This window comes from Pseudomonas sp. FBCC-B1565, from assembly GCF_059133265.1.
The window spans coordinates 4048512-4072231 of sequence record NZ_CP101438.1; the positions used below are offsets into that span (position 1 = coordinate 4048512).

The following is a 23720-nucleotide window of genomic DNA, read 5'->3' on the forward strand; positions in this document are numbered from 1 at the left end:
AACATCCATGAACCCACGTATCGCGCTGTCCTGCTTGTCCCTCGCCCTGCTCGCCTCAACGGCGCACGCCGCGCCCACGCTGTACCTGGGCATGAACGGCGGCACCATGGAACGGGTGTACGCCGACAAGGTGCTGCCCGCGTTCGAAAAAGCGAATAACGTCAAGGTGGTGATCGTGCCCGGCACCTCGTCGGACATCCTCGCCAAGGTCCAGGCCAACAAAGACAACCCACAGATGCACGTGATGTTCCTCGACGACGGCATCATGTACCGCGCGATCTCCATGGGCTTGTGCGACAAGCTGGCGCCGAGCCCGACCCTGGAGCAGATCCCGGCCAAGGCGAAGATCAAGGACGAAGCCGTAGCCGTGACCCTCGGCGTAACCGGTCTGGGCTACAACGCGAAAATGTTCAAGGAAAAAGGCTGGGCCGCGCCCACTTCATGGATGGACCTGGCCGACCCGCGCTTCAAGGAGAAAGTGGTGTTCCAGTCCCTGGCGTCGTCCACCTTCGGCCTGCACGGTTTCCTGATGTTCAACCGCATCCAGGGCGGCGACGAAACCAACGTGGAACCCGGCTTCAAGGCCTGGCCAAAGACCGTCGGCCCCAACGTGCTGGAATACATCGCCAGCTCGGCGAAAATCTCCGAGATGGTGCAGACCGACGAAGCCGCGATCTTCCCCCTCACCCCAACCCAGGTCGCCACCCAGAAACTGCTCGGCGTGCCCATGGAATACGCGCAGCCCAAGGAAGGCGCGGTGGTGCTGAACGTGGCCGAATGCGTGATCGCGCGCAATGACCAGCCGGAACTGGCGCAGAAACTTGCGGCCTTCCTGCTGACCGCCGAAGCCCAGGCACCGGCGCTGGAGGAAGGCGACCAGATTCCATCGAACCCGACTACGCCGACCACCGACAAGACCCGTGCACGGGTGGAGGCGATGCAGGGTTACTTGCAGACGGCGATTTCGATTGATTGGGACCAGGTCAACCAGGCGCGACCGGAGTGGAATGCGCGGTGGAGTCGGTCAATCGAGCGTTAATCAAAGGGGCGCAATCGGCAGCGCGCGTTTGTGCGCTGTCTTGCTGTACGCCCCCTCGACAATCGTCCTCACCCGCTCGCTCACCAGTTCGCCCATCAGGTAGGCGTCGATCTCTGCGTAGGTGCAACCGTAGGCATGCTCATCCAGCTTGCCCGGCACCAGTTCTTCCAGGTCGGCCGTCGGGTGTTTGTGCACCAGATTGGCCGGGGCGCCGAGGGCCGTGGCGAGCAATCGCACCTGGGTCTTGGTCAGGCCCGACAACGGGGCCAGGTCGCAGGCGCCGTCGCCGAACTTGGTGAAGAACCCCATCAACGCTTCGGCGCCGTGGTCGGTGCCCACCACCAGGCCATTGTGCAGGTTGGCCACGGCGTATTGCGCGATCATGCGCGTGCGGGCCTTGACGTTGCCCTTGATGAAATCGACATGCTCGGCGCTGGCTTCGGCGGCGGCCAGGCTGGCCATCAGGCCGTCGACGCTGGCGGCGATGTTGAGGGTGTCGATGTGGTCCGGGGTGATGAAGTCCAGGGAGGCCTGGGCGTCACGTTCATCGGCCTGGGTCTTGTAGGGCAGGCGCATGGCGATAAAGCGTGCGGTGTAGCCCTCGCTGCGCAGTTGCTCTGCCGCCAATTGGCACAGGCGGCCGGCGGTGAGGGAGTCGACGCCGCCACTGATGCCCAATACCAGGGCCTTGCAGCCTGAGTGGCGCAAGGTGGTCTTGATGAAGTCGATGCGCCGTTGGATTTCCTCGGGTTCGCCGCCTTGGGTCAACGCGCGATTGATGTTCAGTTCCCGTGCGATACGTTCTTGCATGTCACACCTCCACACTGCCAACGTTGAACACTTGTGCTGCGTACTGCAAAAACGAGGCGTCTTCGCAGACGTTCTTGATCGGGTCATCGGAGAATTTCACCACTGGCTCGCCGTGCACCCGCACCAGTTTCATCACGATGCTCAGCGGTTCAACGCCGTCCACATCGCAGGCCAGGCTGGTGCCCATGCCGAAACCGAACTTGGCCTTGCCGCGCACGTGACGCAGGATCGGCAGGCATTTTTCGAAGTTCAGGCCGTCGGAGAACATCAGGTCCTTGGTCATCGGGTCGATACCCAGCTGCTTGTAGCGAGCCAGTACCTTGTCGGCCCAGACGATGGGGTCGCCGGAGTCCTGGCGCAGGCCGTCGTAGAGCTTGGCGAAGTACAGGTCGAAGTCCTTGAGGAAAAAGTCGGTGCTGATGCAGTCGGTCAGGGCGATCCCCAGGCGGCCACGGTACTCGCGTACCCAGTTTTCCAGGGCGGCGTTCTGGCTCTCGCGCAGGCGCCCCAGTTGCTGGTGCACCATCAGCCATTGGTGAGCCATGGTGCCGATCAGCGGCAGGTCGAATTCGTAGGCCAAGTGCGCGTTGCTGGTGCCGACGAACTGGCCGGGGAAGTCGCGGCGCATGATGTCCACCACTTCGCGCTGGGCCTTGAACGACAGGCGCCGACGGGTGGAGAAGTCCGACACACGCAGGTCAGCCAGTTCATCGCGGCTGAGGTTTTTCTCCAGCCAGTCGAACTTCTGGTAGAGCTTGCGGGTGACGTCTTCCAGGGTCACGTCGGGGTATTTGTCTCGGTTGCGCAGCTCGCTGACCAACGCCAGCACCGGTTGCTCGAACATGATGCAGTGCAGCATCGGGCCAACCACGCGGATGTTGAGTTGGCCGTCGACTTCACTGACGTGGATGTAGCGCAGGTTGAATCGGAACAAGCCGAGGAAGCGCTCGTAATCCGGGGTGAGGTATTCGCGAAAACGAGGGTTGAACAGGAAGCGCAGTTCGCCTTCGCGCATCCGCAGGCTGGCTAGTTTCTCCAGCTCGGCACGGATTTCAGGAATCAGGTGGCCGAGTTTTTCCCTGGAGCGGACGATGAAGTTGTATTCCACATCGACGTTAGGGTACTGGTGCAACACCGCCTGCATCATGGTGAAGGTGTAGTAATCGGTGTCGAGCAACCCCTGGATCACCGGGGATTCGTAGTCGTACGCACTTTCCATGGTGTTTCTCCTTAACGCGTGGCCATCGCGGCCAGTTCTTCGCGGGTGCGGCTGATCGCAGCACCGGCCTTGAGCAACTCATTGACCGCCTGCACACCGCCCTCCTCGCTGATGCCTCGGCACGCCGGCAAGTGCAGCAACACTTCCAGGCCGGCCTTGAGCAACTGCAACGCGGTGGTCTTGACGCAGTAATCCAGGGCCAGGCCGCCGACGATCACGCGAACCACGCCTTGCGCTTTCAAATACTCGATGACGCCGGTGGACAGCTTGTCGTGCAGGTCGTGGTAGCAGGCGCCGTAGGGATGCAGGTCGGGTTCGACGCCTTTCCAGATGAAGTAGTCGTAGTCATAGGGCGTGGGCAACTCGTCCAGCAGGTTGAAGCCTTCGGTGCCCGGCACACAGTGACTCACCCAGGTCACATCGGCGTGGTCCAGGCCGGTGGGTTGCAACATGTCGCTGTGCTGCGCCACCACCCAGGGCGCGTGCGGGGTGTGGGCGTCCTTACTGCCGATACGATGGCCGGCAAGGCTGGCCATGTAGTTGAGCTCGGCGCCGATCCGGTCACCGCCGGCCACCGGCAACTCGTTGGGGCACAGCGGCGTGAAGCTCTTCTGGGCGTCGACGTCGAATGAGGCAATGGCAGTTGTCGCGAGGGTCATGGTGGTTCTCCTGTGGCCTGGAAATAAAAGTACACGTCATGTACTTTCATTGCAACAAACATTTGTTTATCTATCCTGGAGTCAGTACATGACATATCTGTTCGATCCGTTAGACTGTGCCGCACTGCTGTTTAGAAGGACATCACATGCCCCGTAGCGCCTACCTCCATACCGTCGACCTGTGCGTGCTGTTTTACTGCCGTGCCTCTGGCGAACTGAAACTGCTGCTGAACCAGCGCGACGCCGAGCCCTTCGCCGGGCACTGGGCGTTGCCGGGGGTGGTGGTGAATGGCGGCGTGCAAGATCTGAGCCTCGAGGATGCGGTGGAGCGCTTGCGAGCAAGTGACAAGGTCGGGCTGGACCTGGCCTGGAGCGAACAGGTGGGGACGGTGGGGGATGCGTTTCGCGATCCGCGCTGCTGGTCGTCGTCCACCCATTACCTGGCGATCGTGAACGAGGACGTGACGCTGGGTGAGCACCAGGGCTGGTTTTCGCTGACGGCGGTGGCGAGTGGCGGCATCAAGTTGCCGTTCGATCACAACAGCATCGTGGCAGCGGTGCAGGAACGTTTGTTTTCCAAGTCGTTGTACAGCAGCTTGCCGCTGATGTTCCTGGGCAATGAATTCAGCGCGCCGGAGGCGACCACGATTTTTTCCTTGGTACTGGCGCGGCCGGTGTTGAAGACCAGTATTCGCCAGCGGTTGCTGAAGCTGACGGAGGCTGGGTACTTGCGTGAGACCGGGCGCAAGAAACAGGGTGAAGGCGGCAGGCCCCAGGCGACGGTGGAGAACCTCAAGCCTGGAGAGGTTTACTTCTTCGACCGCAGCTTTGCGGATTAGCCCCGAGTCAACGAACAAAGAGGCTCAACTGTGGGAGGGGGCTTGCCCCCGATAGCAGTGGGTCAGATTGCACAACTGTGACTGCCCAACCGCTATCGGGGGCAAGCCCCCTCCCACATTGGGTCCTAGTTCAACCAGTTGCCGCCATCGACGTTGTAGGTCTGCGCCACCACATAGTCGGCCTCCTTTGACGCCAGGAAGATCGCCATCCCGGTCAGATCCTGCGCCGTGCCCATCCGCCCAAACGGCACCTCGGCCCCTACCCGCTTCTTCTTTTCGCCAGGTGCCAATCCTTCATGCTTGGCAAACAACGCATCCACGCCATCCCAATGTTCCCCGTCCACGACCCCGGGAGCAATGGCATTGACGTTGATACCCTGCCTGATCAGGTTCAACCCCGCCGATTGCGTCAGGCTGATCACCGCCGCCTTGGTCGCGCAATAGATCGCCACCAGCGGTTCGCCGCGCCGTCCGGCCTGGCTGGCCATGTTGATGATCTTGCCGCCATGGCCCTGGCTGATCATCTGCCGCGCCGCGGCCTGCAGGGTGAACAGCGTGCCGGCGACGTTGATCGAGAACAGCCGCTCGTAGCTGCCGCGGGTGATGTCGACGATGGGCGCCAAGTCGAACAGCGCAGCGTTGTTGACCAGGATATCCAGCTTGCCAGCCTGGGCCACCACGGCGGCAATCGCGCCGTCGATAGAGGCCTGATCGGTGACGTCCATGGCCACGGCGTAGGCCTGCGGGCCAAGTTCGGCGGCCGTGGCCTGGGCCCGTTGCAGGTTGATATCGGCGATGGCCACCGTGGCGCCTTCTTCGATGTAGGCCTGGGCGAAGGCGCGGCCGATACCGCGTGCCGACCCGGTGATCAGCGCGCTTTTACCTTCCAGTCGTTTCATGGGTATGTCCCGTCAAAAGTTACTTCGGATAACCGGCGCGTTTCATCTCGCGTTCGGTGGTGGACTGCGCTTCCAGCAAAGCCTGGTCAACCGACATGCCGCCCGTCAGCGCCGCCGAGAACAGCTTGCCGACCGAGGTGCCGATGGCCTGGAACTCGGGGATGGTCACGTACTGGATGCCCACGTACGGCACCGGCTTGGCGGATGGGTGTGCAGGGTCGGCGTGTTTCATCATCTCCAGGGTCACCTGGGCAAACGGGGCAGCTTTTAAATACGCCTCGTTGTAGGTGGACTGGCGGGTGCCTGGCGGCACGTTGGTAATGCCTTCTTTGTCGGCGACCAGCTGGATGTAGTCCTTGGACGTCGCCCAACTGATAAAGGCCTTGGCGGCGTCCTTGTGTTTGGAAGTGGCCGGGATCGCCAGGGACCAGGCGTAGAGCCATGACGAGCCTTTATCGGTGACCTCGGTGGGCGCGGCGGCGAAACCTACGCTGTCGGCCACCTTGCTCTGGCTTTTATCGGTGGTGAAGGAGCCGGCCACGCTGGCATCGACCCAGATCGCACACTTCCCGCTGTTGAACAGCGCCAGGGTTTCGTTAAAACCATTGCTGGACACGCCCGGCGGGCCGTACTGCTTGAGGGTGTTGACGTAAAAGTTGGCGGCTGCGGTCCACTCGGGGCTGGTCAGCTCGGGTTTCCACTGCTCGTCGAACCAGCGCGCGCCAAAGGCATTGGCCATGGTGCTGAGCAAGGCGATGTTCTCGCCCCAGCCGGCCTTGCCGCGCAAGCACATGCCGTATTGGCCCTTGTCCTTGGCGGTGAGCTTGGACGCGAACTCGCCGAGCTGGGTCCAGGTCGGGTGCGCCGGCATGCTCAGGCCCGCCTGCTGGAACAGGTCGGTACGGTAGTAGGTCACGGTACTTTCACCATAGAACGGCAAGGCATAGAGGGTGTCGTTGACCGACAGGCCCTGGCGCACCGAGGGGAAGATATCGTCGGCATCGTAATCGGCCGTCAGCTGGGTCAAGGGTTCCAGCCAGTGCTTGGCGCCCCAGAGCGGGGTTTCGTAGGTGCCGATGGTCAACACATCGAATTGCCCGCCCTGGGTGGCGATGTCGGTGGTGAGGCGCTGGCGCAGCACGTTTTCTTCCAGCACCACCCAGTTGAGCTTGATGTCCGGGTGCTGGGCTTCGAACACCTTGGACAGGCGCTGCATGCGGATCATGTCGCTGTTGTTGACCGTGGCGATGGTGACGGTGTCGGCGGCGTGGCTGGGCATGGCCAACGCCAGGCCGGACAGCAGGAACAACACTTGCGGGAGCTTGAACATGGCGGTTTCCACCGGTTGTTTTTGTTGTTGAGCGCCGATTACAGCAGCTTGGCCAGGCCCTCACAAACCCGTGGCGGATGCTCGACTGGTACTTTTTTAACCGGGGACGCGCGAGTTAAAAAAGTATCAGTGCGGGACGCAAGCGGGGGTAGCGCCTGAACGCCCGAGGCGCGTATTTTGAAGCGATTACAAGAACCCCAAGAAGCCCGCTCATGCCCATCAGCCGTGCCACGCTGTTCGAGCACCGCCCCGCCGAACTGGAAGTGATCCTGCCCGAGCCGGACCACTGCTTCCGCTGGTTCGAACATGACTATCCCTACGACCTGGCCCGCTGGAACCACCACCCCGAATTCGAAATCCACTTGATCCGCCAAGGCAGCGGCAAACTGGTGGCCGGCGACTACATCGGTGCCTTCAGCGCCGGGCATGTCGCACTGATCGGCCCCGACCTGCCCCACGACTGGATCGGCGAACTGGCCCCCGGCGAATACCTCACCGGCCGCGACGTGGTGCTGCAATTCGACGGCGCCGCCCTCCTCGCCTTGCGCAGAACCCTGCCGGAGCTCGGCGACCTGCATCCGTTGTTCGAACAGGCCCGCCGTGGACTGGAGTTCACCGGCGACACGGCGCTGCAGGCCGCGCATTGGATGGAAGCCATCGGTAACGCCCAGGGCCTGCAACGCTTGATCCTGTTCCTGCAATTGCTCGACACCCTGAAAAACGCCCCGCCCCAACAGGTCAAGGCCCTGGCCAGCCCCTGCTACGCGCCGACCCTGGATGCGCGCAGCGCGGAACGCATCAACAAGGCATTCGACTATTTGATGCGCGAGCTGACCGGCGATGTGCGCCTGTCGGTGATCGCGCAACAGTTGGAGATGAGCGAACCGGGCTTTTCGCGCTTCTTCAAGCGCAACACCGGCCACGGTTTTATCGACCTGATGCGCAAGTTCCGGGTGCAGCGCGCCTGCCGGCTGTTGCTGCAAAGCGATATGTCGGTGGCGGACATCTGCTTTGAAGTGGGCTACGCCAACCTGTCCAATTTCAACCGGCACTTTCGCATCGAGATGAACCAGACGCCGAGTGACTATCGGCGGGAAACCGCGATGCACCTGTTCCACCGCATCGAAAAATGACACCCGGTCAATTCTGACCAAAAGGTCGACTAATCCTGTTTTTTTCCAAGCTGATCAATCGATTGAGCAAAGTTGGTACAGCCTGTGCAAACGTTTGCGGTACGAACTTGGCAACCAAGTTCACCTCCACCCGAAGAATCGGGTTCAAACCGCGTACGAATAGGGATTTTCAATGCACTTCACCTCAAGGCGTCCTACCTCCTTTGGTGTTTCCTTGCTACTGGCTGCCGTTACAGGACTACTCAGCGCGCCCCTTTTGGCGCAGGAAAAACCCATCGATGACTCAGCACAGGGCGAAACCCTCAGCCCTGAAGCCAGCCCGGCGAAAAAAGGTGTGTACCTGTCGGACTGGTTCAATCAGGACCTGACGTTGATCGGCAGCAAAGACATCAGCTTCGGCCCCAAGCCGCAGGATGACGTCTATCTGGAGTACGAATACTTCGGCCGCAAGGGGCCTTTCGAGCTGTACGGCTACATCGACGTGCCGAAGATCCTCACCATCGGTAACAGTAATGACAAGGGCGTGTGGGACCATGGCTCGCCGGTGTTCATGGAACATGAGCCGCGTATTTCCATCGACTACCTGGCGGGCCGCAGCCTGGCCATCGGGCCGTTCAAGGAATGGTATGTGGCCTTCGACTGGATCTACGACCACGGCAGCAACAAGGCCAACCGCGCAAATACGCTGTACAGCGGCCTGGGCACCGATATCGACACCCACTCGCGGGTCAACCTGTCGGCCAACTTCTACGGGCGTTACCAGTGGGAAAACTATGGCGCCAGCAACGAATATTCCTGGGACGGCTACCGTGCGCAAATGAAGTACATCGTGCCCATCGGCAAATTCGATAACGGCGCTTCGCTGACCTACATCGGCTTTACCAACTACGATTTTGGCTCGGACCTGCACAAGGACAACCCGGCACGCACTGCCAATTCCCTGGTGGCCACCAACGTGCTGCTGTATTCGTTCACCCACCTGCGTTTCACCCTGGTCGGCCGTTACTTTCATAACGGCGGCAACTGGGAGGACGGCAGCGAGTTGAATTTCGGCGAAGGAAATTTCCGCGCGCGCTCGGACGGCTGGGGTTACTACGCCGGCGTGGGCTATCAATTCTGATCAAGGAGCTTTAGATGAACGCGTTTACCCGTCTCTCAATGGCTGTTGGCCTGGCCGTTCTGCCCCAGCTGGTGCTGGCCGATGCATCTGCACCGATCAAGCCCAAGGTGATGCTGATCACCATGTTCGCCCCGGAGGCGCAAACCTGGATCGACCGCCTGGAACTCAAGCAGGAAGTGCGCGTACCGGGCTTGTCTGCCGAGTATCCGGTGATCCGCTGCAATACCCAGGATGTATGCCTGCTGGTCACCGGCATGGGCCAGACCAACGCCGCGGCCTCCACCCTGGCCTTGGCGCTGTCGCCCAAGTTCGACCTGCGCCAGAGCTACTTCCTGATCGCCGGGATCGCCGGTATCAGCCCCAAGCACGGCACGATCGGCACCGCCGCGTGGGCACATTACCTGGTGGAATTCGGCACCCAGTGGGAGCTGGATTCGCGGGATGCGCCGACGGATTGGCCGACCGGCTATGTCGGCATCAACACCAAGGGCCCCAACGAAAAACCACCGCTGGACTACAAGACCGAAGTGTTTGAGCTGAACCCCAAGTTGCAGGCCAAGGCGTTTGCCCTGTCGCAGAAAGTCGAGCTGACGGAAAGCAAGGAATCCAGCGCCTGGCGTAAACACTACCCCGCCGCGCCGGCCAACCAGCCGCCGCAAGTCACCCGCTGCGACACCTTGGCGGGCAATACCTGGTTTTCCGGCACACGCTTGAGTGAACGCGCCGAGGTGTGGACCAAGCTGCTGACCGACAACAAAGGCGAATATTGCACCACCCAGCAGGAAGACAACTCCACCTATGAGGCCCTGCTACGCGCCAGCCGCGAAGGCTTGGTGGACATCCAACGCCTGGCGGTGGTGCGCGCCGGTTCGGATTTCGACCGGCCGTACCCGGGCTACAGCGAAGTGGATAACCTGTTGAAGTATGCGGACCAAGGCGGTTTTGTCCCGGCGCTGGAGAACCTGTACCGCACGGGCAACCCGCTGGTACAGGCGATTCTCAAGAACTGGTCAGCCTGGGAGAAAGGCGTTCCCGAGGCATGACCGCCAGGATCAAGGCAGGAAGATGATCTTGTCTGCGCTGCCCTGGTTCACCTCTTCGAAGCACTGCACCCCATCGGCCAGCGCCACTTCACGCAGGCCGGTGGGCAGTGGCAACAAGCCTTCATCAAAGAAACGCCCGAACTGCTCCAGCATCACGGCGCACTGCTCGCAGTTGTAGAGCAACGAATTGATCCCCACCACCGAACCACCCTTGCGGTACAACGCCAGCGCCGGCAGTTGTACATGGCCGTCCACCGGCGCGGCGATAATGGCTATGCGGCCGAAGGGCGCCAGGCCTGCCACGGCGGCCGGCAGCCAGAAGCCGGTGGTGTCGAAAATCACATCCGCACCGCCCTTGAACACGGCATTGACCTGTGCGCCCAGGTCTTCCGGCTTGCCCAGGGCAATCGCGTCGAAGCCCTGGCCCTGCAAGACTTCAACCTGTTCCGGGCGACGTACGGCGGCCAGCACCTGGGCGCCACGGATCTTCGCCAAGGCCAGGGTCGCGCTGCCCACCGCGCCATTGGCACCGATCACCAGCAGGCGTGTGCCGTGGGTCACGCCGCTGCGCTCCAGTGCATCCCAGGCAGTGGTGTACGGCACGCCAAGGCTCGCGGCCTGGGCGAAACTCAGGTGGGTAGGCTTATGTGCCACGCCCTTGGCCGACACGGTGAGGTACTGGGCATGGGAACCGTCGGCAAAAAAGCCCAAGTCACGGCCGGTGCCCCAGACTTCCTGGCCCACCAGCGCCTGCGGACCTTCAACCACAACCCCGGCGAAATCACGGCCGGGGATGCGCGGCAAGGTGGTGTAGGGGAAACGACCGAGCACGTTTTTGACGTCGCTGGGGTTGAGGCCCGCGGCCTTGATCTGTACCAGCACGTCACCCACGGCCGGCACCGGGGTGGCGACGTCGACAAAGCGCAGGGTGTTGAGGTCGCCGGTGGCAGTAAATTGCAGTGCTTTCATGGCCAATATCCATCGAATAAAAAGAGATCAGGAGAACCAGGTGCCCACCAGTTGCCGCCCCATGGGCCAGAGCTTTTCGCCCAGCAACATGCCCATCAGACCAACCAGGGCGATGGCCGGCGGCGCGGGCGAGCGGAAGTCGAGTGCGCCGTAGATCACGCCGACAAACAGGCCGATGGCAAGGGAAATGAGGTAGTTCATGGGGCAGCGCCTTGTGGGTGGATGCGCTCAGTGTAGAGAGCGCATGCCTGAAGCATCGGCCAAGTGCTTCAGGCTATCGGCCAACCCCTCAGCCCAGGTATTGCGAGGGCGCCACACCGAGTTCACGCCGGAACATGTCGCTGAAACTGCTGGGCGAATACCCCAGGGAACGCGCGATGGCGCTGACCGACTGGCCCTGGATCAACTCCGCCACCGCCGTGGCCAGTTGCACCTGGCGGCGCCATTCGGCAAAACCCATGCCCAAGTGGTTCTGGAATAGCCGCGCCAGGGTGCGCACGCTGGCACCGGCGGTTTCGGCATGCTGCTCGAAAGGGATCTCCAGTGACGGCGCAGCCATGACCGCCTGGCAGGCGTTGATCAGCCGGCGGTCGGCCTCCACCGGCATGGCGATGCGAATCGGCGAGCGGCGCGCCCGTTGCAGCTCCAGCAAGGCCAGGCTGACCAGCGCGTCGTAGTACGCCACCTCACCGTTATCGCCCTCGTCCACCAACGTGACGATCAACTCGCGCAACAACCCACCGACTTCGATCACCTGCACCTGGCTGTCCAGCGTTGCGGCAAGGGCCGGGCGCAGGTAGATATTGCGCATCTGCAAGTCCGAGACCACGCGGATACCATGTTCTACGCCGGGCGGCAGCCACACGGCACGCTGTGGCGGCACCACCAGCGCTTCCTGCGGGGTCTCGACCCACATCACGCCGCTCATGGCATAGAGCAACTGGCCCCAGTCGTGGCTGTGGGGCTCAACGTAGAGCCCGCGCGGATAGGTGCGCGCCAGGGGTTGCACGGGAACGGCAGGATCACTGAGGTCAGGCGGCGCGGCCAGGGCCATGGGGTGCACATCATTCGAGGGAGAGTCGCTATGGTAATCACCGCCGCACGACAATCCGAGTGATTTTTGCGGCCGGTAAACCGTGTGGGAGCACGCAGGCTCCCACCGGTTCAAACACCGCTAGCCTCTGGCAGACTTGGCACACTCACACCCCGTCGCAGCCGCACACGGCTCACCATGGGCATGGTGCTCGGCACAGCCCTGACAGCAATAGCCCTTGCCGTCCTTCATGACCGCATCAGGTCCCAGCACGCATTTGCAGTGTGGGCAGGCACAGGTTTTATCTGGCATGGTCAGACTCCTTCTTCATGGTCGTCTCGGTGCGGCGGGCGCCGGCACCTTAAGCAGTGACTGCGGCCCGCCGTCGATGGTTCAACCCCTCAGTCGGTGCGGGTATTGCTGCGATACATGAACACCAGCGCCAACGCGAGACAGGCCATCGCCACGATGCGGCTGCTCGACAGCTCGATGGCCGGGTTGCCCAGCCAGCCGAAGTTGTCGATCAGCATGCCCATGCCCAATTGCCCGACGATCACCGCGACGGTGGCGACGGCCGTCCCGACCACCGGCACCGCGCCGACCATCACCATCATGTACACCACACCGAACAACGCACCGGTCAGTTGCCATTTCGGCACGTCCAGCAGGCTCACCGTCTGGACGGGTTCAAAGAAGAAAATCATTAACGCGGTGACAATCGCCCCCACCGAGAAGGTCACCAGGCTGCCACGCAATACCCCAACCGCCTGGCCCAGGCGACCGTTGATCGCCGCCTGCACGCTCAACACCGCACCTGCGGCAACCACCACGACCAGTAACAGAATCAGATTCATCGCCTTAACCTCGTGCAATCAGAACAAGTGCCACCACAATCAACGCCAGGGCAATCCAGCGTTCGCCATTGACCCGCTTGCGCGCCGCGCCGAACCAGCCGAAATGGTCGATCAGCACACTCTTGCCGACCTGCCCGGACAAAATCGCGATCATGGTCATCGCAATACCGATATGTGGCGTGGCCAGGGTGAGCACCACCACATAGATCGGCCCCAGGAACCCGCCGATCAACTGCCAGCGCGGCAGTTCGGAGAGCGCCGGGCCCTTTTGCTGGCCACTGAACAACAGCAGCAGATACAGGATCGCCGAGCCCACCCCGAAAATGCTCAGGGTCGCCCACAAATGCCCCACCTGCACACCCAGCGGGCCGAGCAAACCGGCCTCTACCGACAGGCCCATGCCTGCCAGGATCACCAGCGGCAACAACAGCAACCTCAAGACGTTTTTTTTCGGTTTGGCTTGCGCCACACCCTCGATGGAACTTGCCTGCATACAACACCTGCGCTTCAAGAAAGGAAACATGGCACGCATTATCCGATGGCCGTGCTGTGCGATAAATGGGAGCATGCTGACAACACCTTTGCGAAAAACGCACAGCCTGGAGGCATGATGCAAGGCTTGAATGAATTGAGTTTCAAGGCACTGCGCCTGTTCGTGGCCGTGCTGGACCTTGGCAGCTTCTCCGAAGTGGCCCGCCGCGAAGGCCTGGCGCCCTCCTCCATCTCCCGACAAATACAGCTGATGGAACAGGCCCTCGGCCAACAGTTGCTCTACCGACACACCCGCGCGGTCAGCCCCACCGAAGCCGGTCGTCTGCTCGGGCGGCATGCACGGTTGATGCTGGAACAACTCGAAGCCGCCAGCCAGGCATTGCAGGAACAGGAAAGCGAACCCAGCGGCCTGGTGCGCATCAATGCACCCATGGTGTTCGGCCAGCGCCACCTGTCGCCGTGGCTGGGTGAGTTGTGCCGACGCTATCCGAAGCTGCAACTGGACATCCAGCAGACCGACACGTACGTCGATCCACTGCAGGACGGCACTGACCTGCTGTTCCGCATCGGCGTGCTCAACGATTCGAGCATGCAGGCTCGCATCTTCGCGCCCCAACGCTTTCGCATCGCCGCCAGCCCCGCCTACCTGGCCCGGCATGGCACGCCGCAACATCCCGACGAACTGATCGACCACCAATGCCTGGCCTACAAAGGCATCACCGGCCAGCAACGCTGGTTTTTCCGCAAGGGCCAGGGCGACTGGACGCCCTACAGCGTCAAGGGTCCGATCACCGGCAACCATGCCGACACCTTGACCCATGCCGCCGAGCAAGGCCTGGGGCTGGTGGTGTTTCCCTCCTGGTTGATCGGCGAAGGCTTGCGCGCAGGCACGTTGCAGGCGGTGCTGACCGACTATGAAGTGGCGACAACCCTGGAGCCGCAGCAGATTGCGGCACTGTGGCCAGGCAGCCGGCGCCTGTCGCTGAAGGTGCGGACGGTGATTGATTATTTTGTGGAGTGTTTTGGGGCCGTGCCGTATTGGGATCGGTGAACCAAGTGGTTCGGGAATTTTCCTACAGCAGGAAGTAGTTCCATTCTGTTTTTTCGGGCCAGTATTCTTGTGGCCAAGCCTATTACGGCAGACTTGCGCAACATCCTCTTTTAGAGAACTGCCATGAAAGTCACGTATCACAAACCATCGCGATCTGAGCGCGCCGCGTCCGCCAGCGGTCTGGCCGTCTTTGATAGCGCACCCAGTTTTGGCTATATTTGGCCAAAATATGGGGATAACCACATGATCACGGTTCCTTTGGGCGAAGCGAAAAACAATCTGTCAAAACTGGTGGATGAGGCCGCTGCTGGCAAAGTCATCACTATTGCCAAGCATGGACGTGCGATGGCACAACTTGTGCCCGTGGGGAAATGCAAAAGCCGGAGAATCGGTGCCATGAAAGGCAAGTTCGTCATTCCCGAAGACTTCGACGCACCCCTGCCTGGCGCCCTGCTGGATGCCTTCGAAGGCAAGCATCCGTGAGAGTGCTGTTAGACACCCACATCCTGCTCTGGACCCTGACGGAAGACCCCAGGCTATCCAGCAAAGCCAGGAAGCTGATAGAGAATGCAGCGGAGGTTTACATCAGCGCTGCGACATTCTGGGAAATGGCAATCAAGGTCGGCCTGGGGAAACTCACCGTAGACTTGGAGGAAATCCGTGAGTACTGCCTGGAAAGCGGATTTGCCGAACTGCCCGTCACCTCGGAACATGCCATCGCAGTCAAGGATCTCGAGCAGCATCACAAGGACCCTTTTGATCGGCTCATTGTTGCGACAGCCATAAGCGAACCCATGAGGCTATTGACGGCCGATCCACACATCGCCCAATACACGTCCTTGGCGATTCTGGTCTAACTCATCTAGAACGCTGTACCGCCTCAAGCGAACACCCACTGCCCAATCAACCAGGCATTCGCCCCACTGATCAGCGCAAACAGAAACCACGCCAACAAGCGCGTCGGCAGCCGATTCACGAATGGCCCCATCAGCTGTTTATCGCCGGTCATGCGGATCAACGGATACAGCGCAAACGGCAACTGCAGGCTGAGCACCACCTGGCTGAGGATCAGCAGCTTGCCGATGGCATCGTCGCCCATCAGCCACACCCCCAGAAACGCCGGAATCAGCGCCAGCCCACGCGTGATCAGGCGGCGTTGCCAGCAGGGAATACGCAGGTTGAGGTAGCCCTCCATGATCACCTGCCCGGCGATGGTGCCGGTAAAGGTGGAGCTTTGCCCGGAGGCCAACAGCGCAATGCCGAACAGGATGCTGGCGAAGGCACCGCCCACCAGCGGGTCAAGCAGATGGTAGGCGTCCTGGATCTCGACCACCTCAGTATGGCCGGTCTTGTGGAAAGCAGCGGCGGCGAGAATCAGGATCGCCGCGTTGACCAGCAGCGCCAGGGCCAATGAACCGATGGTGTCGATGCGCGCCAGCTTGACCGCGTCCAGTTTGCTGGCGAGGTCCTTGCCGATCAGACGGGTTTGCACGATGGAGCTGTGCAAGTAGAGGTTATGGGGCATCACCGTGGCCCCGAGGATACCGATGGCCAGGTAGAGCGGCGCGGCGTCGCTGATCGCGGAAAGTGACGGAGTGAAACCACTGAACACGTCCGGCCAGTAAGGTTTGATCAGCACCAGCTCGATGAAGAAACACACGCCGATGGTCGCCACCAGCGCCAGCATGATCGCCTCCAGGCGCCGGAAACCACGATTCTGCAGGGCCAGGACCAACAGCGTGTCAAAGGCGGTGATCACAATGCCAGTGGTCAGCGATACCCCCAGCAGCAAGTGAAATGCCAGGGCACAGCCCAGTACTTCGGCAAGGTCGGTGGCGATGATGGAGATTTCCGCCAACACCCACTGGGTGCGTGCAGAACGCGTGCTGTAACGCTCTCGGCACAGCTGCGCCAGGTCTTTGCCGGTGGCGATACCCAGGCGCGAGCACAGGCACTGCACCGCCATCCCCGCCAGGCTGGCCAGCAACACCACAAACAACAGGCTGTAGCCATAGCGCGAACCGGCCTCGATGGCCGTGGCCCAATTGCCCGGGTCCATATAGCCGATGGAGACCAGCAGGCCAGGGCCGGCGAACATCAACATGCGCTTGAAGAACGAAGCCTTGGGGTCCACGGCGACGGAGCCGGCCACTTCCGGCGGGCAGAACGGGGCGGTAGCAATTTTCGGCAGGCTGAATTTCACGCGGTATCCCAGGCACACACAAGACAAGGGTGCAGCTTATCAGTCAGACACGACCGTGCGCATCACCGTGTCCCGTGGCAGGTCGAACGCCTCCACCACCTGCACCACCAGGTCCATCTCCTGGTTCAGCGCTTCACGCTCCATGCGCTGGCGAATCACGCCGATCACCAGCACGGCCAACGTGGTGATCGAATACGCCGGGCCGGAAAATGCACGCACGCCGCTCACCACCAGCATCGCCGCCGCCAGCGCCTGGCCCACCACCGGGATTGCCGTGGCAGCGCCACGGCGCAGGATAAAACCGGTGAGCCCGGCCAACGCCGTGCCGCTCAACGCGGTGGTGGCCGACCGGCCTACGTCAAAACGGCTGAACAAGCCCTGCTCCTTTTGAGCGGCAGCCTTGAGTTCTGCGTCGAACACCTGTCGGTCCGTGTTGCTGAGTTTGTCCTTGTACTGTTCGATGAGTTTCTCGGCGACCCGGGCTTCGAGATCGGCCAGTGCGACCGTATCCAGCGGCTCGTCGAACTTGATCCCCAGCCGCTGCACCACATCTTCGGCGATCTGGCGATAACCCACGCCATGTCCACGGGCCAGGTTCATGAAGGTATCGCCGCCCATGCGTTGCAGCTCAATAGCCAACTTGAGCGGCTCGCGCACCGTGGCGTATATCGATGCACTGCGTTTTTGCGCCATCAATTCGGCGAGGAACTTCACCTCTTCCGGCCGGGCCTGCAGCAGCGCAGGGAACAAATCGATGTCCTCCTCGGCAAAACGCACTTCAGCACTGCGCTGGTCGGAGCGGATCATGCCACGCCGTTCATGCAGCAGGTCGGTGTACTGCACCACCGTCTGCAATTGCGGCCAATAGGCGGCGTGATCGAAAGTCGCCAGGTGCACGTTGGTGACCTTGGCCTTGAGGGCCGGCGTCACCGGGATCGCATAACGACCGATGCAGCGTTCGGTGTCCGGCTTTATGGCCAAGGCCCAGTCCTTGCTGGAGTGACAGTTGATTACCCGCCCCTTGAGCGGCGCCGACACGACATCCCAAGGGCTCGACGTACAGATCGCGCCGCCCATCAACAGCAGGTTGTCCAAGGGTAGCTCCCGCGCGGTTTCGGGGCTGGCGAGCAGGCTCTTGACCAGGATCCGCGCGCCCAGGGAATGCCCGATCAGGTTGATACGTCGCACATCAAGGGATTCACCGTGCAGGTAATTGGCCAGTTCCGGCAGCAGGCTTTTGGCGACTTCGTCCACCCGCGCCTCGACGCTTTTGTAGTGATCAAGAAAATAGGCAAGCGCCTTGCCCACCCCGACGGTTGCCGCGCCCAGGCTACCGCCGCCCAGCATCGCGCCGATCACCTCCTTGAAAGGCGCAAACAGGTTTTCCAGGAAATGCCCCGCCGGCCAGAACAGCATCAGGTTGGTCGAACCTTCGATACTCGCCAACTGCGCCTTGAAGTTGCCCAGTTGTTGCCGGTTGAAGAACGCCGAATAACCGTGAACATAGAGATTGAGCACGTCGCCCTGAGGCTCGCCGCACAGTACGAACGTGGGCTTGCGGGTGCGGTGCATTTCATCCCACTGGTGCTGCATGGGGCCGTGACTCCTGGCGACAAGGGACGGCGATAGTAACAAAGGGCGAGGCTCAACGCCGTACCGCTGGGAAAAAGGCACCAGGGTCGCCGCCTCCTCCGTTCAGAACAGGGAAGCTGCCTTGGACTTGGCCAGGTAGCGCGCCGGTGAGTCGCCCAGGTTACGCCGGAACACCGACGTAAACGCGCTGGAACTGCTGAACCCCAATTCGAATGCCACATCGGTGATGGACGAGCCATGACTGAGCCGTGCCGTGGCCTCCAGCAGGCATACCTGCTGGCGCCACGAAACAAAGGTCATGCCCGTGCACTCGCGGAAGTGACGGGTAAAGGTACGCCGACTCATGCCCGACCAGTCGGCCATCTCACCGATGGAAATGTTCTGCGTGGGCGCCTCCAGGAAGCGTTGACAAGAACGGGCCAGGCGCGCCTCGGACGGCAACGGCGCACTGAGTGGCAACTCGGGCATGGCACCGATTTCGTCGATCAACAGGGTCAGCACGCAGCAATCACGGACGCTGGGCGAAGCCGATGGCCCAATCGCCAGCGCCGCTTCCAACAGGTGGCGCAATAACGGCGATACAGCAAACACCTGGCAATGGTCCTGCAACCCAGCACGTCGGGCCGCGTCATCGTCCAGGTAGGTATTGAGCATCACCACATCGCCGCGCATGTGCATCTCGTGCGCCACCCCGCCCGGTACCCAGATCGCCCGCTGCGGCGGCACCACCCAATTGCCCAGCTCCGTGAACATCTTCAACGCGCCGGTGGATGCGTAGGCGAACTGCCCGCGCCGGTGGGTGTGGCGTGGGAACACCGTGCCGGACGGGTACTCGCGCAGCGTCACCACCGCAGCAGGGCTATCGAGTTCGTAAGGGGATAAGGTGAAGGTCGGCGACATGGCCCGATTTTGTCAAAGTATGACCTGACATAGCAAGCGGGCCAATCATCTGCCACCTAAAATCGCCTCTGCCCAAGTTTGGTTCGTTCGAAGGGGTATCCGGAAATGCCGGGCTGCGCCTGACGCAAAAACGGTTCGCCTTGAACTGACTTCCCGGCGGCACATTGCAACTGCGCTGTGCCGCCTGACCCAAGGAGGGTCCATGCTGAAAAAACATTTGTCACTCGCCGTGCTCGTCACCCTGGTCTGGGGGGTCAACTTCCCCATCACCAAGCTGGGCCTGCGTGCCATCGACCCATTTGTGCTCACGGGAATCCGTTTCGCCCTGGCCGCCTTGCCGCTGGTGTTCTTCATCAAGCGCCCCGCCGTCAAGTTCAGCTACGTGGCCGCCTATGGCTTTATCTTCGGGCTAGGCATGTGGGGCGTGATCAACTACGGCATCCAGGTGGGTGTGAGCCCGGGTATCGCTTCGCTGATCATTCAACTCAGCGTGTTCTTCACCATGGGCTGGGGCTTTGTGCTGTTCAAGGAGAAGATCCGTGGCGCACAGATGATCGGCGCCGTACTGGCCTTGATCGGCCTGGCGGGCATCATCTCCACCCAGGAAGGCAACCACGCGGTGCTGGGCGTCATGCTGATCGTCCTCAGTGCAGTGGCCTGGAGCGTAGGCAACGTGATCATCAAGAAATCCGGGGTCAAGGAAATCTTCTCGTTCATGGTCTGGGCCAGCCTGATCCCGCCGATCCCGCTGTTCCTCACCGCCTGGCTGCTGCACGGCAGCGCCGCGTTCGAAGGTTTGCAAAGCAGTCTCGACCTGACGGCGATCCTGTCGATACTGTTCCAGGTGTACCTGGCCACGCACTTCGCCTACTGGGGCTGGAACTCGCTGCTCAAGTTGTACCCGGTGTCCACCGTGGCGCCGCTGTCGTTGCTGATTCCGGTATTCGGCATTACCAGTTCGATGCTGATCCTGGATGAGCGTATTTCCACGCCGAACCTGATCTCGATCGGGATCATCATCGCCGGGCTGGCGGTGGGCTTGTATCGCCGGCCGGTGAACCTCGCACCGGTCGGGCAAGGTGCAGTCATGCAAAGCGATAAATAGCCGGATAAAACAAAGCCCGGCACGCGCCGGGCGTTTGCAATGCTTTCAATAAGTGAAATTATCGATCTTGACCTGGCCATCGGGGAAGGTTGCGATGATTTCCAGTTCGCCCCCCATCGCACGGATGTAGTCACGCAACGTGCTGATGTACATGTCTGTGCGGCGCTCCATCTTGGAGACGGCCGCCTGGTTGATATTCAACGCCTTCGCCAGGCTCTGCTGGCTCAACTGCTGGGCTTTGCGCAGCTCATGCAGCGGCATTTCCTGCAGGTGTTGCTGGAACAACTGCTTGGCTTCGGCGCGGGCTTGTGACGTCATGCCCGCTTGAAGCTCAGCGAATTTCTTAGCCATGGTTACGGCCCTCTTTACGCATTGTTTCCAAATGCACGTCATATAGCTTTTCTGCCATCGGGACGTGTTCCTCATACCACCGATGTTGTCCTGTCTTGTCTCCACCGATCAGCAACAACGCACATCGGCGTGGATCAAAGGCATACAACACACGAAACGGCCGACCGGCGTGCTGTATGCGCAGTTCCCGCAGGTTGCCATGCCGGGAGCCCTTGATAGCGCTGCTGTGGGGAAAGCCCAGGCCCGGACCTAAAAGCACCAGCAGATCAACGCTAGCGGATACGGAAACTTGTTCCTTTGCTCCCAAATCCTCCCAACAGTCTCCGAATTCATCCGTGTATTCAACGTCCCAGCTCATGAAATATGCCACTCATGGAATATAAACTCAAGAGCATAAAAATTAGGAGACGAAGTGCCCGGCCTTCCACCTGCGGCGCTTGGGAAATTGTTTGTACATCCTTCCACTGCACCGGCAGAAAGCTCGCGCCCTTGAAAAACACTGCGCTATCCCCCTCCTACGCCGCAAAAACACAATTATCGAAATGTAAAAAGCGCTCTAATACCCGCCTGTTGATTGGTTTTAAAGATCCTGGAGTTCGCAATGCCCCATGAAGGCAACCTGTTACAAGCAGCCGTGGTGTTCCTGCTCGCCGCCGTGCTGACCGTACCGCTGGCCAAACGCCTGCAACTGGGCGCGGTGCTGGGCTATCTGTTTGCCGGTGTAATCATCGGCCCATCGGTGCTGGGCCTGATCGGCAACCCGCAAAGCGTCGCGCAGTTCTCCGAGCTGGGGGTGGTGTTGCTGCTGTTCATCATCGGCCTGGAACTGTCACCCAAGCGTCTATGGGTGATGCGCAAGGCGGTGTTCGGCGTCGGCCTGGCGCAGGTGCTGCTGACCGGCCTGGTGATGGGCGTGGTGGCGTTGTGGCTGTTTGGCCAGTCGTGGAACAGCGCCATCGTGCTGGGCCTGGGTCTGGCGCTGTCGTCCACCGCCTTCGGCCTGCAAAGCCTGGCCGAGCGCAAGGAGCTGAACCAGCCCCACGGGCGCCTGGCCTTTGCCATCCTGCTGTTCCAGGACATCGCCGCGATCCCGCTGATCGCCATGGTGCCGCTGCTGGCCGGCAGCGATCACCCGACCACCGAAGCCCAGGGCCTGCAGCATGTGTTGCAGATCCTCGGCAGCATCGCCGTGGTGATCATCGGCGGACGCTATCTGTTGCGGCCGGTGTTTCGCATCGTGGCCAAGACCGGGCTGCGTGAAGTGTCCACCGCCACTGCGCTGCTGGTAGTGATTGGCACGGCGTGGTTGATGGAATTGGTGGGCGTGTCCATGGCTCTCGGCGCCTTCCTCGCAGGCCTGCTGCTGGCAGACTCGGAGTACCGCCACGAACTGGAATCCCAGATCGAGCCGTTCAAGGGCCTGCTGCTGGGGTTGTTCTTCATCAGCGTGGGCATGGGCGCCAACCTCAGCCTGTTGCTCAGCTCGCCGCTGGTGGTGATTGGCCTGACGCTGCTGTTGATAGGCCTGAAATTGCCGCTGCTGTATGCCGTGGGCCGCATGGTGGGTGACCTCAATCGCGAAAGCGCCCTGCGCCTGGGCGTGGTGCTGGCGGCCGGCGGTGAGTTTGCCTTCGTGGTGTTCAAGATCGGCCGCGACCAGGGCCTGTTCGAACCGCACCTCTACGACATACTGGTGCTGACCATCACCCTGTCCATGGCGGTGACGCCGCTATTGCTGCTGGTGTGCCCGAAGCTGTTCAAGTCCAAGGTCAAGCCGGTGGAAGTGCCCGAGGAATACCGCACCATCGAAAGCGATGCGCCACGCGTGGTGATCGCCGGCATGGGCCGTATGGGCCAGATCGTGGCGCGAATCCTGCGTGCGCAGAACATCTCGTTCATCGCCCTGGACACCTCGGTGGAAACCATCGAGCTGACCCGCAGCTTCGGCGGCATGCCGGTGTTCTACGGCGACCCGCAACGCCCCGAGATCCTGCACGCGGCCAAGGTCGACCAGGCGGAATTCTTCGTGATCGCCATGGACGACCCGGAAATCAACATCAAGACCGCCGAACTGGTGCGCAACCTCTACCCGCACATGCAGATCATCGCCCGCGCGCGTAACCGCCAGCACGTGCACCGCTTGGTCGACCTGGACGCCTCGCCGGTGCGCGAGACCTTCTATTCCAGCCTGGAAATGAGCCGCCGTACCCTGGTGGGCCTCGGCTTGAGCCAGGCCCAGGCCGACGCGCGCATCACCCGCTTCAAGAACCACGACCTGCAAGTGCTGGCCGCGCAACACGCGGTGTACGACGACGCGGCCAAGGTGATGCAAACCGCCCAGGAAGCACGGGCAGAACTGGCGCGGCTGTTTGAGATGGATCGACTGGAGGAAGAGTCCGACAAGGTGTGAGGCTGCCAGTGAACGAGATTGCGATTTTTCTGACAGAATACGCCGCAATCTCGTTCATCCCTGGAGCGCTTCATGGCCACTTTCACCAAGACCGCCGTCCTGCTGGCCCTCGCGCTGACCGCCGGCAGCGTGTTCGCCGCGTCCAAGCCGACCACCCAAACCATCTCCACCTTGGGCGGCAAGTTCATCTTCAACTTGCCCAAGGCCTACTCCGCCGACACCCTGCCGGCCGGCAAGGCCGAGGATGGCACTGCCGACACCCAAGGCACGATGTACGCCAACCAGACCACGAAAAGCGTGGTCATCGTCGCCGAAACCGTGCGCAACGATGGGCTGACCATTGGGGATAACGACACCAAATTCCTGGATGGCGCCGTAGCCGGCTTCGTCAAGGACCAGAGCGCCGCCCTGCCGGACTTCAAGAAACAGAGCGAAAAGAAGCTGACCTTCAAGGGCCTGGGCCTGCGCCAGGTGGACAGCACCGCCACCCAGGGCGGCGGCAAGACGCTGAACTCCACGTTCCTGGGCGGTTCGGGCAACCACCTGCTGGTGATCCAGGCAATCTCGCGGGCGGATGACGCAAAGGGGCATGCGGCGCTGGTGAAGCAGATTACCGGCGGAAAATAACAGTCTTCCAGGCAACCCTGGTCCAAGTGTGGGAGGGAGAA

General features: G+C 61.4%; 27 protein-coding genes. 11 read left to right on the forward strand and 16 right to left on the reverse strand.

Annotated elements, in window-relative coordinates:
• The first annotated feature begins 7 nt into the window (after positions 1-7).
• On the forward strand, positions 8-1039 hold the full coding sequence (locus NL123_RS18625) for an ABC transporter substrate-binding protein (protein WP_248487927.1): 1032 nt from the start codon (positions 8-10) through the stop codon (positions 1037-1039).
• Here the strand turns inward: NL123_RS18625 and nadE are convergent, their stop codons facing one another.
• From nadE to NL123_RS18640, 3 genes are read right to left on the reverse strand one after another with little or no spacing between them, the layout of a single operon-like run.
• A complete protein-coding gene (gene nadE / locus NL123_RS18630; protein ID WP_494356038.1) occupies positions 1040-1849 on the reverse strand; it encodes an NAD(+) synthase in 810 nt (269 codons plus the stop codon).
• A gap of 1 nt (position 1850) precedes the next feature.
• Positions 1851-3068 (reverse strand): nicotinate phosphoribosyltransferase, encoded by a 1218-nt coding sequence (gene pncB, locus NL123_RS18635; protein ID WP_248487925.1) that lies wholly within the window; start codon positions 3066-3068, stop codon positions 1851-1853.
• An 11-nt stretch (positions 3069-3079) separates the two neighbouring features.
• Positions 3080-3727: a nicotinamidase gene (locus NL123_RS18640; protein ID WP_494356039.1), complete on the reverse strand. Its 648-nt coding sequence runs from the start codon at positions 3725-3727 to the stop codon at positions 3080-3082.
• A gap of 146 nt (positions 3728-3873) precedes the next feature.
• Between NL123_RS18640 and NL123_RS18645 the strand changes: the two genes are divergently transcribed.
• Positions 3874-4566 (forward strand): NUDIX hydrolase, encoded by a 693-nt coding sequence (locus NL123_RS18645; protein WP_494356040.1) that lies wholly within the window; start codon positions 3874-3876, stop codon positions 4564-4566.
• 125 nt (positions 4567-4691) lie between these two features.
• Here NL123_RS18645 and NL123_RS18650 read toward each other — a convergent pair whose 3' ends face one another.
• A complete protein-coding gene (locus NL123_RS18650; protein ID WP_494356041.1) occupies positions 4692-5465 on the reverse strand; it encodes an L-iditol 2-dehydrogenase in 774 nt (257 codons plus the stop codon).
• A 19-nt stretch (positions 5466-5484) separates the two neighbouring features.
• Positions 5485-6744 (reverse strand): ABC transporter substrate-binding protein, encoded by a 1260-nt coding sequence (locus tag NL123_RS18655; RefSeq protein ID WP_494358324.1) that lies wholly within the window; start codon positions 6742-6744, stop codon positions 5485-5487.
• A gap of 263 nt (positions 6745-7007) precedes the next feature.
• Here NL123_RS18655 and NL123_RS18660 point away from each other — a divergent pair, with 263 nt between their 5' ends.
• The 3 genes from NL123_RS18660 (at position 7008) to NL123_RS18670 (ending at position 10091) form a co-directional block, all read left to right on the forward strand.
• Positions 7008-7928, forward strand: coding sequence for an AraC family transcriptional regulator (locus tag NL123_RS18660; RefSeq protein WP_494356042.1), 921 nt, complete (start codon positions 7008-7010; stop codon positions 7926-7928).
• A gap of 172 nt (positions 7929-8100) precedes the next feature.
• Positions 8101-9048, forward strand: coding sequence for a nucleoside-specific channel-forming protein Tsx (locus tag NL123_RS18665; RefSeq protein ID WP_494356043.1), 948 nt, complete (start codon positions 8101-8103; stop codon positions 9046-9048).
• Between the two features lie 14 nt (positions 9049-9062).
• On the forward strand, positions 9063-10091 hold the full coding sequence (locus NL123_RS18670) for a purine-nucleoside phosphorylase (protein WP_494356044.1): 1029 nt from the start codon (positions 9063-9065) through the stop codon (positions 10089-10091).
• Between the two features lie 9 nt (positions 10092-10100).
• Here NL123_RS18670 and NL123_RS18675 read toward each other — a convergent pair whose 3' ends face one another.
• From NL123_RS18675 to NL123_RS18700, 6 genes are all read right to left on the reverse strand, one after another.
• Positions 10101-11060, reverse strand: coding sequence for a quinone oxidoreductase family protein (locus NL123_RS18675; RefSeq protein ID WP_494356045.1), 960 nt, complete (start codon positions 11058-11060; stop codon positions 10101-10103).
• 27 nt (positions 11061-11087) lie between these two features.
• Entirely contained in the window at positions 11088-11261 is a 174-nt protein-coding gene (locus tag NL123_RS18680) for a DUF1427 family protein (RefSeq protein ID WP_073860085.1), read from the reverse strand.
• Between the two features lie 88 nt (positions 11262-11349).
• Positions 11350-12114, reverse strand: a complete 765-nt coding sequence (locus tag NL123_RS18685) for an AraC family transcriptional regulator (RefSeq protein WP_494356046.1) — start codon at positions 12112-12114, stop codon at positions 11350-11352.
• Positions 12115-12234: 120 nt separating this feature from the next.
• Positions 12235-12405, reverse strand: coding sequence for a metallothionein (locus tag NL123_RS18690; protein WP_248487851.1), 171 nt, complete (start codon positions 12403-12405; stop codon positions 12235-12237).
• 89 nt (positions 12406-12494) lie between these two features.
• Positions 12495-12947 carry a DMT family transporter gene (locus NL123_RS18695; RefSeq protein ID WP_248487850.1) on the reverse strand — a complete coding sequence of 151 codons (453 nt, stop codon included), beginning with the start codon at positions 12945-12947 and terminating at the stop codon, positions 12495-12497.
• Between the two features lie 4 nt (positions 12948-12951).
• Positions 12952-13440, reverse strand: coding sequence for a DMT family transporter (locus tag NL123_RS18700; protein WP_248487849.1), 489 nt, complete (start codon positions 13438-13440; stop codon positions 12952-12954).
• 117 nt (positions 13441-13557) lie between these two features.
• Between NL123_RS18700 and NL123_RS18705 the strand changes: the two genes are divergently transcribed.
• From NL123_RS18705 to NL123_RS18715, 3 genes are all read left to right on the forward strand, one after another.
• On the forward strand, positions 13558-14490 hold the full coding sequence (locus NL123_RS18705; protein WP_248487848.1) for a LysR family transcriptional regulator: 933 nt from the start codon (positions 13558-13560) through the stop codon (positions 14488-14490).
• Positions 14491-14613: 123 nt separating this feature from the next.
• Complete coding sequence (locus NL123_RS18710; RefSeq protein WP_248487847.1) at positions 14614-14973, forward strand: type II toxin-antitoxin system Phd/YefM family antitoxin; 360 nt, start codon at positions 14614-14616, stop codon at positions 14971-14973.
• Positions 14970-15347: a type II toxin-antitoxin system VapC family toxin gene (locus tag NL123_RS18715; protein WP_494356047.1), complete on the forward strand. Its 378-nt coding sequence runs from the start codon at positions 14970-14972 to the stop codon at positions 15345-15347. Before NL123_RS18710 ends, NL123_RS18715 begins: the two co-directional genes overlap by 4 nt.
• 23 nt (positions 15348-15370) lie before the next feature.
• On the opposite strand, the gene NL123_RS18720 is transcribed toward NL123_RS18715, so the two are convergent.
• The 3 genes from NL123_RS18720 to NL123_RS18730 all read right to left on the reverse strand — a co-directional run bounded on the left by NL123_RS18720 (position 15371) and on the right by NL123_RS18730 (position 19186).
• On the reverse strand, positions 15371-16693 hold the full coding sequence (locus tag NL123_RS18720; protein ID WP_248487845.1) for an Nramp family divalent metal transporter: 1323 nt from the start codon (positions 16691-16693) through the stop codon (positions 15371-15373).
• A 39-nt stretch (positions 16694-16732) separates the two neighbouring features.
• A complete protein-coding gene (locus NL123_RS18725; RefSeq protein ID WP_494356048.1) occupies positions 16733-18286 on the reverse strand; it encodes a DUF726 domain-containing protein in 1554 nt (517 codons plus the stop codon).
• 102 nt (positions 18287-18388) lie between these two features.
• Positions 18389-19186 carry an AraC family transcriptional regulator gene (locus NL123_RS18730; RefSeq protein WP_494356049.1) on the reverse strand — a complete coding sequence of 266 codons (798 nt, stop codon included), beginning with the start codon at positions 19184-19186 and terminating at the stop codon, positions 18389-18391.
• 202 nt (positions 19187-19388) lie between these two features.
• Here NL123_RS18730 and NL123_RS18735 point away from each other — a divergent pair, with 202 nt between their 5' ends.
• A complete protein-coding gene (locus NL123_RS18735; RefSeq protein ID WP_248487842.1) occupies positions 19389-20291 on the forward strand; it encodes an EamA family transporter in 903 nt (300 codons plus the stop codon).
• Between the two features lie 45 nt (positions 20292-20336).
• Here NL123_RS18735 and NL123_RS18740 read toward each other — a convergent pair whose 3' ends face one another.
• Together NL123_RS18740 and NL123_RS18745 are read right to left on the reverse strand one after the other, a co-directional pair.
• Positions 20337-20642: an XRE family transcriptional regulator gene (locus tag NL123_RS18740; protein ID WP_248487841.1), complete on the reverse strand. Its 306-nt coding sequence runs from the start codon at positions 20640-20642 to the stop codon at positions 20337-20339.
• A complete protein-coding gene (locus NL123_RS18745) occupies positions 20635-21000 on the reverse strand; it encodes a type II toxin-antitoxin system RelE/ParE family toxin (protein ID WP_248487840.1) in 366 nt (121 codons plus the stop codon). The genes NL123_RS18740 and NL123_RS18745 overlap by 8 nt, the downstream gene beginning before the upstream one ends.
• 243 nt (positions 21001-21243) lie before the next feature.
• Between NL123_RS18745 and NL123_RS18750 the strand changes: the two genes are divergently transcribed.
• Complete coding sequence (locus NL123_RS18750) at positions 21244-23052, forward strand: monovalent cation:proton antiporter-2 (CPA2) family protein (RefSeq protein ID WP_494356050.1); 1809 nt, start codon at positions 21244-21246, stop codon at positions 23050-23052.
• Positions 23053-23124: 72 nt separating this feature from the next.
• Positions 23125-23679, forward strand: a complete 555-nt coding sequence (locus tag NL123_RS18755) for a DcrB/PsbP domain-containing protein (RefSeq protein ID WP_248487838.1) — start codon at positions 23125-23127, stop codon at positions 23677-23679.
• Positions 23680-23720: the final 41 nt, after the last annotated feature.

What these genes read in the sequence shown, in the direction of transcription:
- NL123_RS18645 (WP_494356040.1), top strand. Translation starts at nt 3,874, where the DNA reads ATGCCCCGTAGCGCCTACCTCCATACCGTCGACCTGTGCGTGCTGTTT.
- NL123_RS18705 (WP_248487848.1), top strand. Translation starts at nt 13,558, where the DNA reads ATGCAAGGCTTGAATGAATTGAGTTTCAAGGCACTGCGCCTGTTCGTG.
- NL123_RS18740 (WP_248487841.1), bottom strand. Translation starts at nt 20,642, where the DNA reads ATGGCTAAGAAATTCGCTGAGCTTCAAGCGGGCATGACGTCACAAGCC.
- NL123_RS18755 (WP_248487838.1), top strand. Translation starts at nt 23,125, where the DNA reads ATGGCCACTTTCACCAAGACCGCCGTCCTGCTGGCCCTCGCGCTGACC.
- pncB (WP_248487925.1), bottom strand. Translation starts at nt 3,068, where the DNA reads ATGGAAAGTGCGTACGACTACGAATCCCCGGTGATCCAGGGGTTGCTC.
- NL123_RS18680 (WP_073860085.1), bottom strand. Translation starts at nt 11,261, where the DNA reads ATGAACTACCTCATTTCCCTTGCCATCGGCCTGTTTGTCGGCGTGATC.
- NL123_RS18660 (WP_494356042.1), top strand. Translation starts at nt 7,008, where the DNA reads ATGCCCATCAGCCGTGCCACGCTGTTCGAGCACCGCCCCGCCGAACTG.
- NL123_RS18745 (WP_248487840.1), bottom strand. Translation starts at nt 21,000, where the DNA reads ATGAGCTGGGACGTTGAATACACGGATGAATTCGGAGACTGTTGGGAG.
- NL123_RS18690 (WP_248487851.1), bottom strand. Translation starts at nt 12,405, where the DNA reads ATGCCAGATAAAACCTGTGCCTGCCCACACTGCAAATGCGTGCTGGGA.
- NL123_RS18670 (WP_494356044.1), top strand. Translation starts at nt 9,063, where the DNA reads ATGAACGCGTTTACCCGTCTCTCAATGGCTGTTGGCCTGGCCGTTCTG.
- nadE (WP_494356038.1), bottom strand. Translation starts at nt 1,849, where the DNA reads ATGCAAGAACGTATCGCACGGGAACTGAACATCAATCGCGCGTTGACC.
- NL123_RS18735 (WP_248487842.1), top strand. Translation starts at nt 19,389, where the DNA reads ATGCTGAAAAAACATTTGTCACTCGCCGTGCTCGTCACCCTGGTCTGG.
- NL123_RS18665 (WP_494356043.1), top strand. Translation starts at nt 8,101, where the DNA reads ATGCACTTCACCTCAAGGCGTCCTACCTCCTTTGGTGTTTCCTTGCTA.
- NL123_RS18695 (WP_248487850.1), bottom strand. Translation starts at nt 12,947, where the DNA reads ATGAATCTGATTCTGTTACTGGTCGTGGTGGTTGCCGCAGGTGCGGTG.
- NL123_RS18750 (WP_494356050.1), top strand. Translation starts at nt 21,244, where the DNA reads ATGCCCCATGAAGGCAACCTGTTACAAGCAGCCGTGGTGTTCCTGCTC.
- NL123_RS18675 (WP_494356045.1), bottom strand. Translation starts at nt 11,060, where the DNA reads ATGAAAGCACTGCAATTTACTGCCACCGGCGACCTCAACACCCTGCGC.
- NL123_RS18710 (WP_248487847.1), top strand. Translation starts at nt 14,614, where the DNA reads ATGAAAGTCACGTATCACAAACCATCGCGATCTGAGCGCGCCGCGTCC.
- NL123_RS18685 (WP_494356046.1), bottom strand. Translation starts at nt 12,114, where the DNA reads ATGGCCCTGGCCGCGCCGCCTGACCTCAGTGATCCTGCCGTTCCCGTG.
- NL123_RS18650 (WP_494356041.1), bottom strand. Translation starts at nt 5,465, where the DNA reads ATGAAACGACTGGAAGGTAAAAGCGCGCTGATCACCGGGTCGGCACGC.
- NL123_RS18655 (WP_494358324.1), bottom strand. Translation starts at nt 6,744, where the DNA reads ATGCCCAGCCACGCCGCCGACACCGTCACCATCGCCACGGTCAACAAC.
- NL123_RS18730 (WP_494356049.1), bottom strand. Translation starts at nt 19,186, where the DNA reads ATGTCGCCGACCTTCACCTTATCCCCTTACGAACTCGATAGCCCTGCT.
- NL123_RS18725 (WP_494356048.1), bottom strand. Translation starts at nt 18,286, where the DNA reads ATGCAGCACCAGTGGGATGAAATGCACCGCACCCGCAAGCCCACGTTC.
- NL123_RS18640 (WP_494356039.1), bottom strand. Translation starts at nt 3,727, where the DNA reads ATGACCCTCGCGACAACTGCCATTGCCTCATTCGACGTCGACGCCCAG.
- NL123_RS18625 (WP_248487927.1), top strand. Translation starts at nt 8, where the DNA reads ATGAACCCACGTATCGCGCTGTCCTGCTTGTCCCTCGCCCTGCTCGCC.
- NL123_RS18700 (WP_248487849.1), bottom strand. Translation starts at nt 13,440, where the DNA reads ATGCAGGCAAGTTCCATCGAGGGTGTGGCGCAAGCCAAACCGAAAAAA.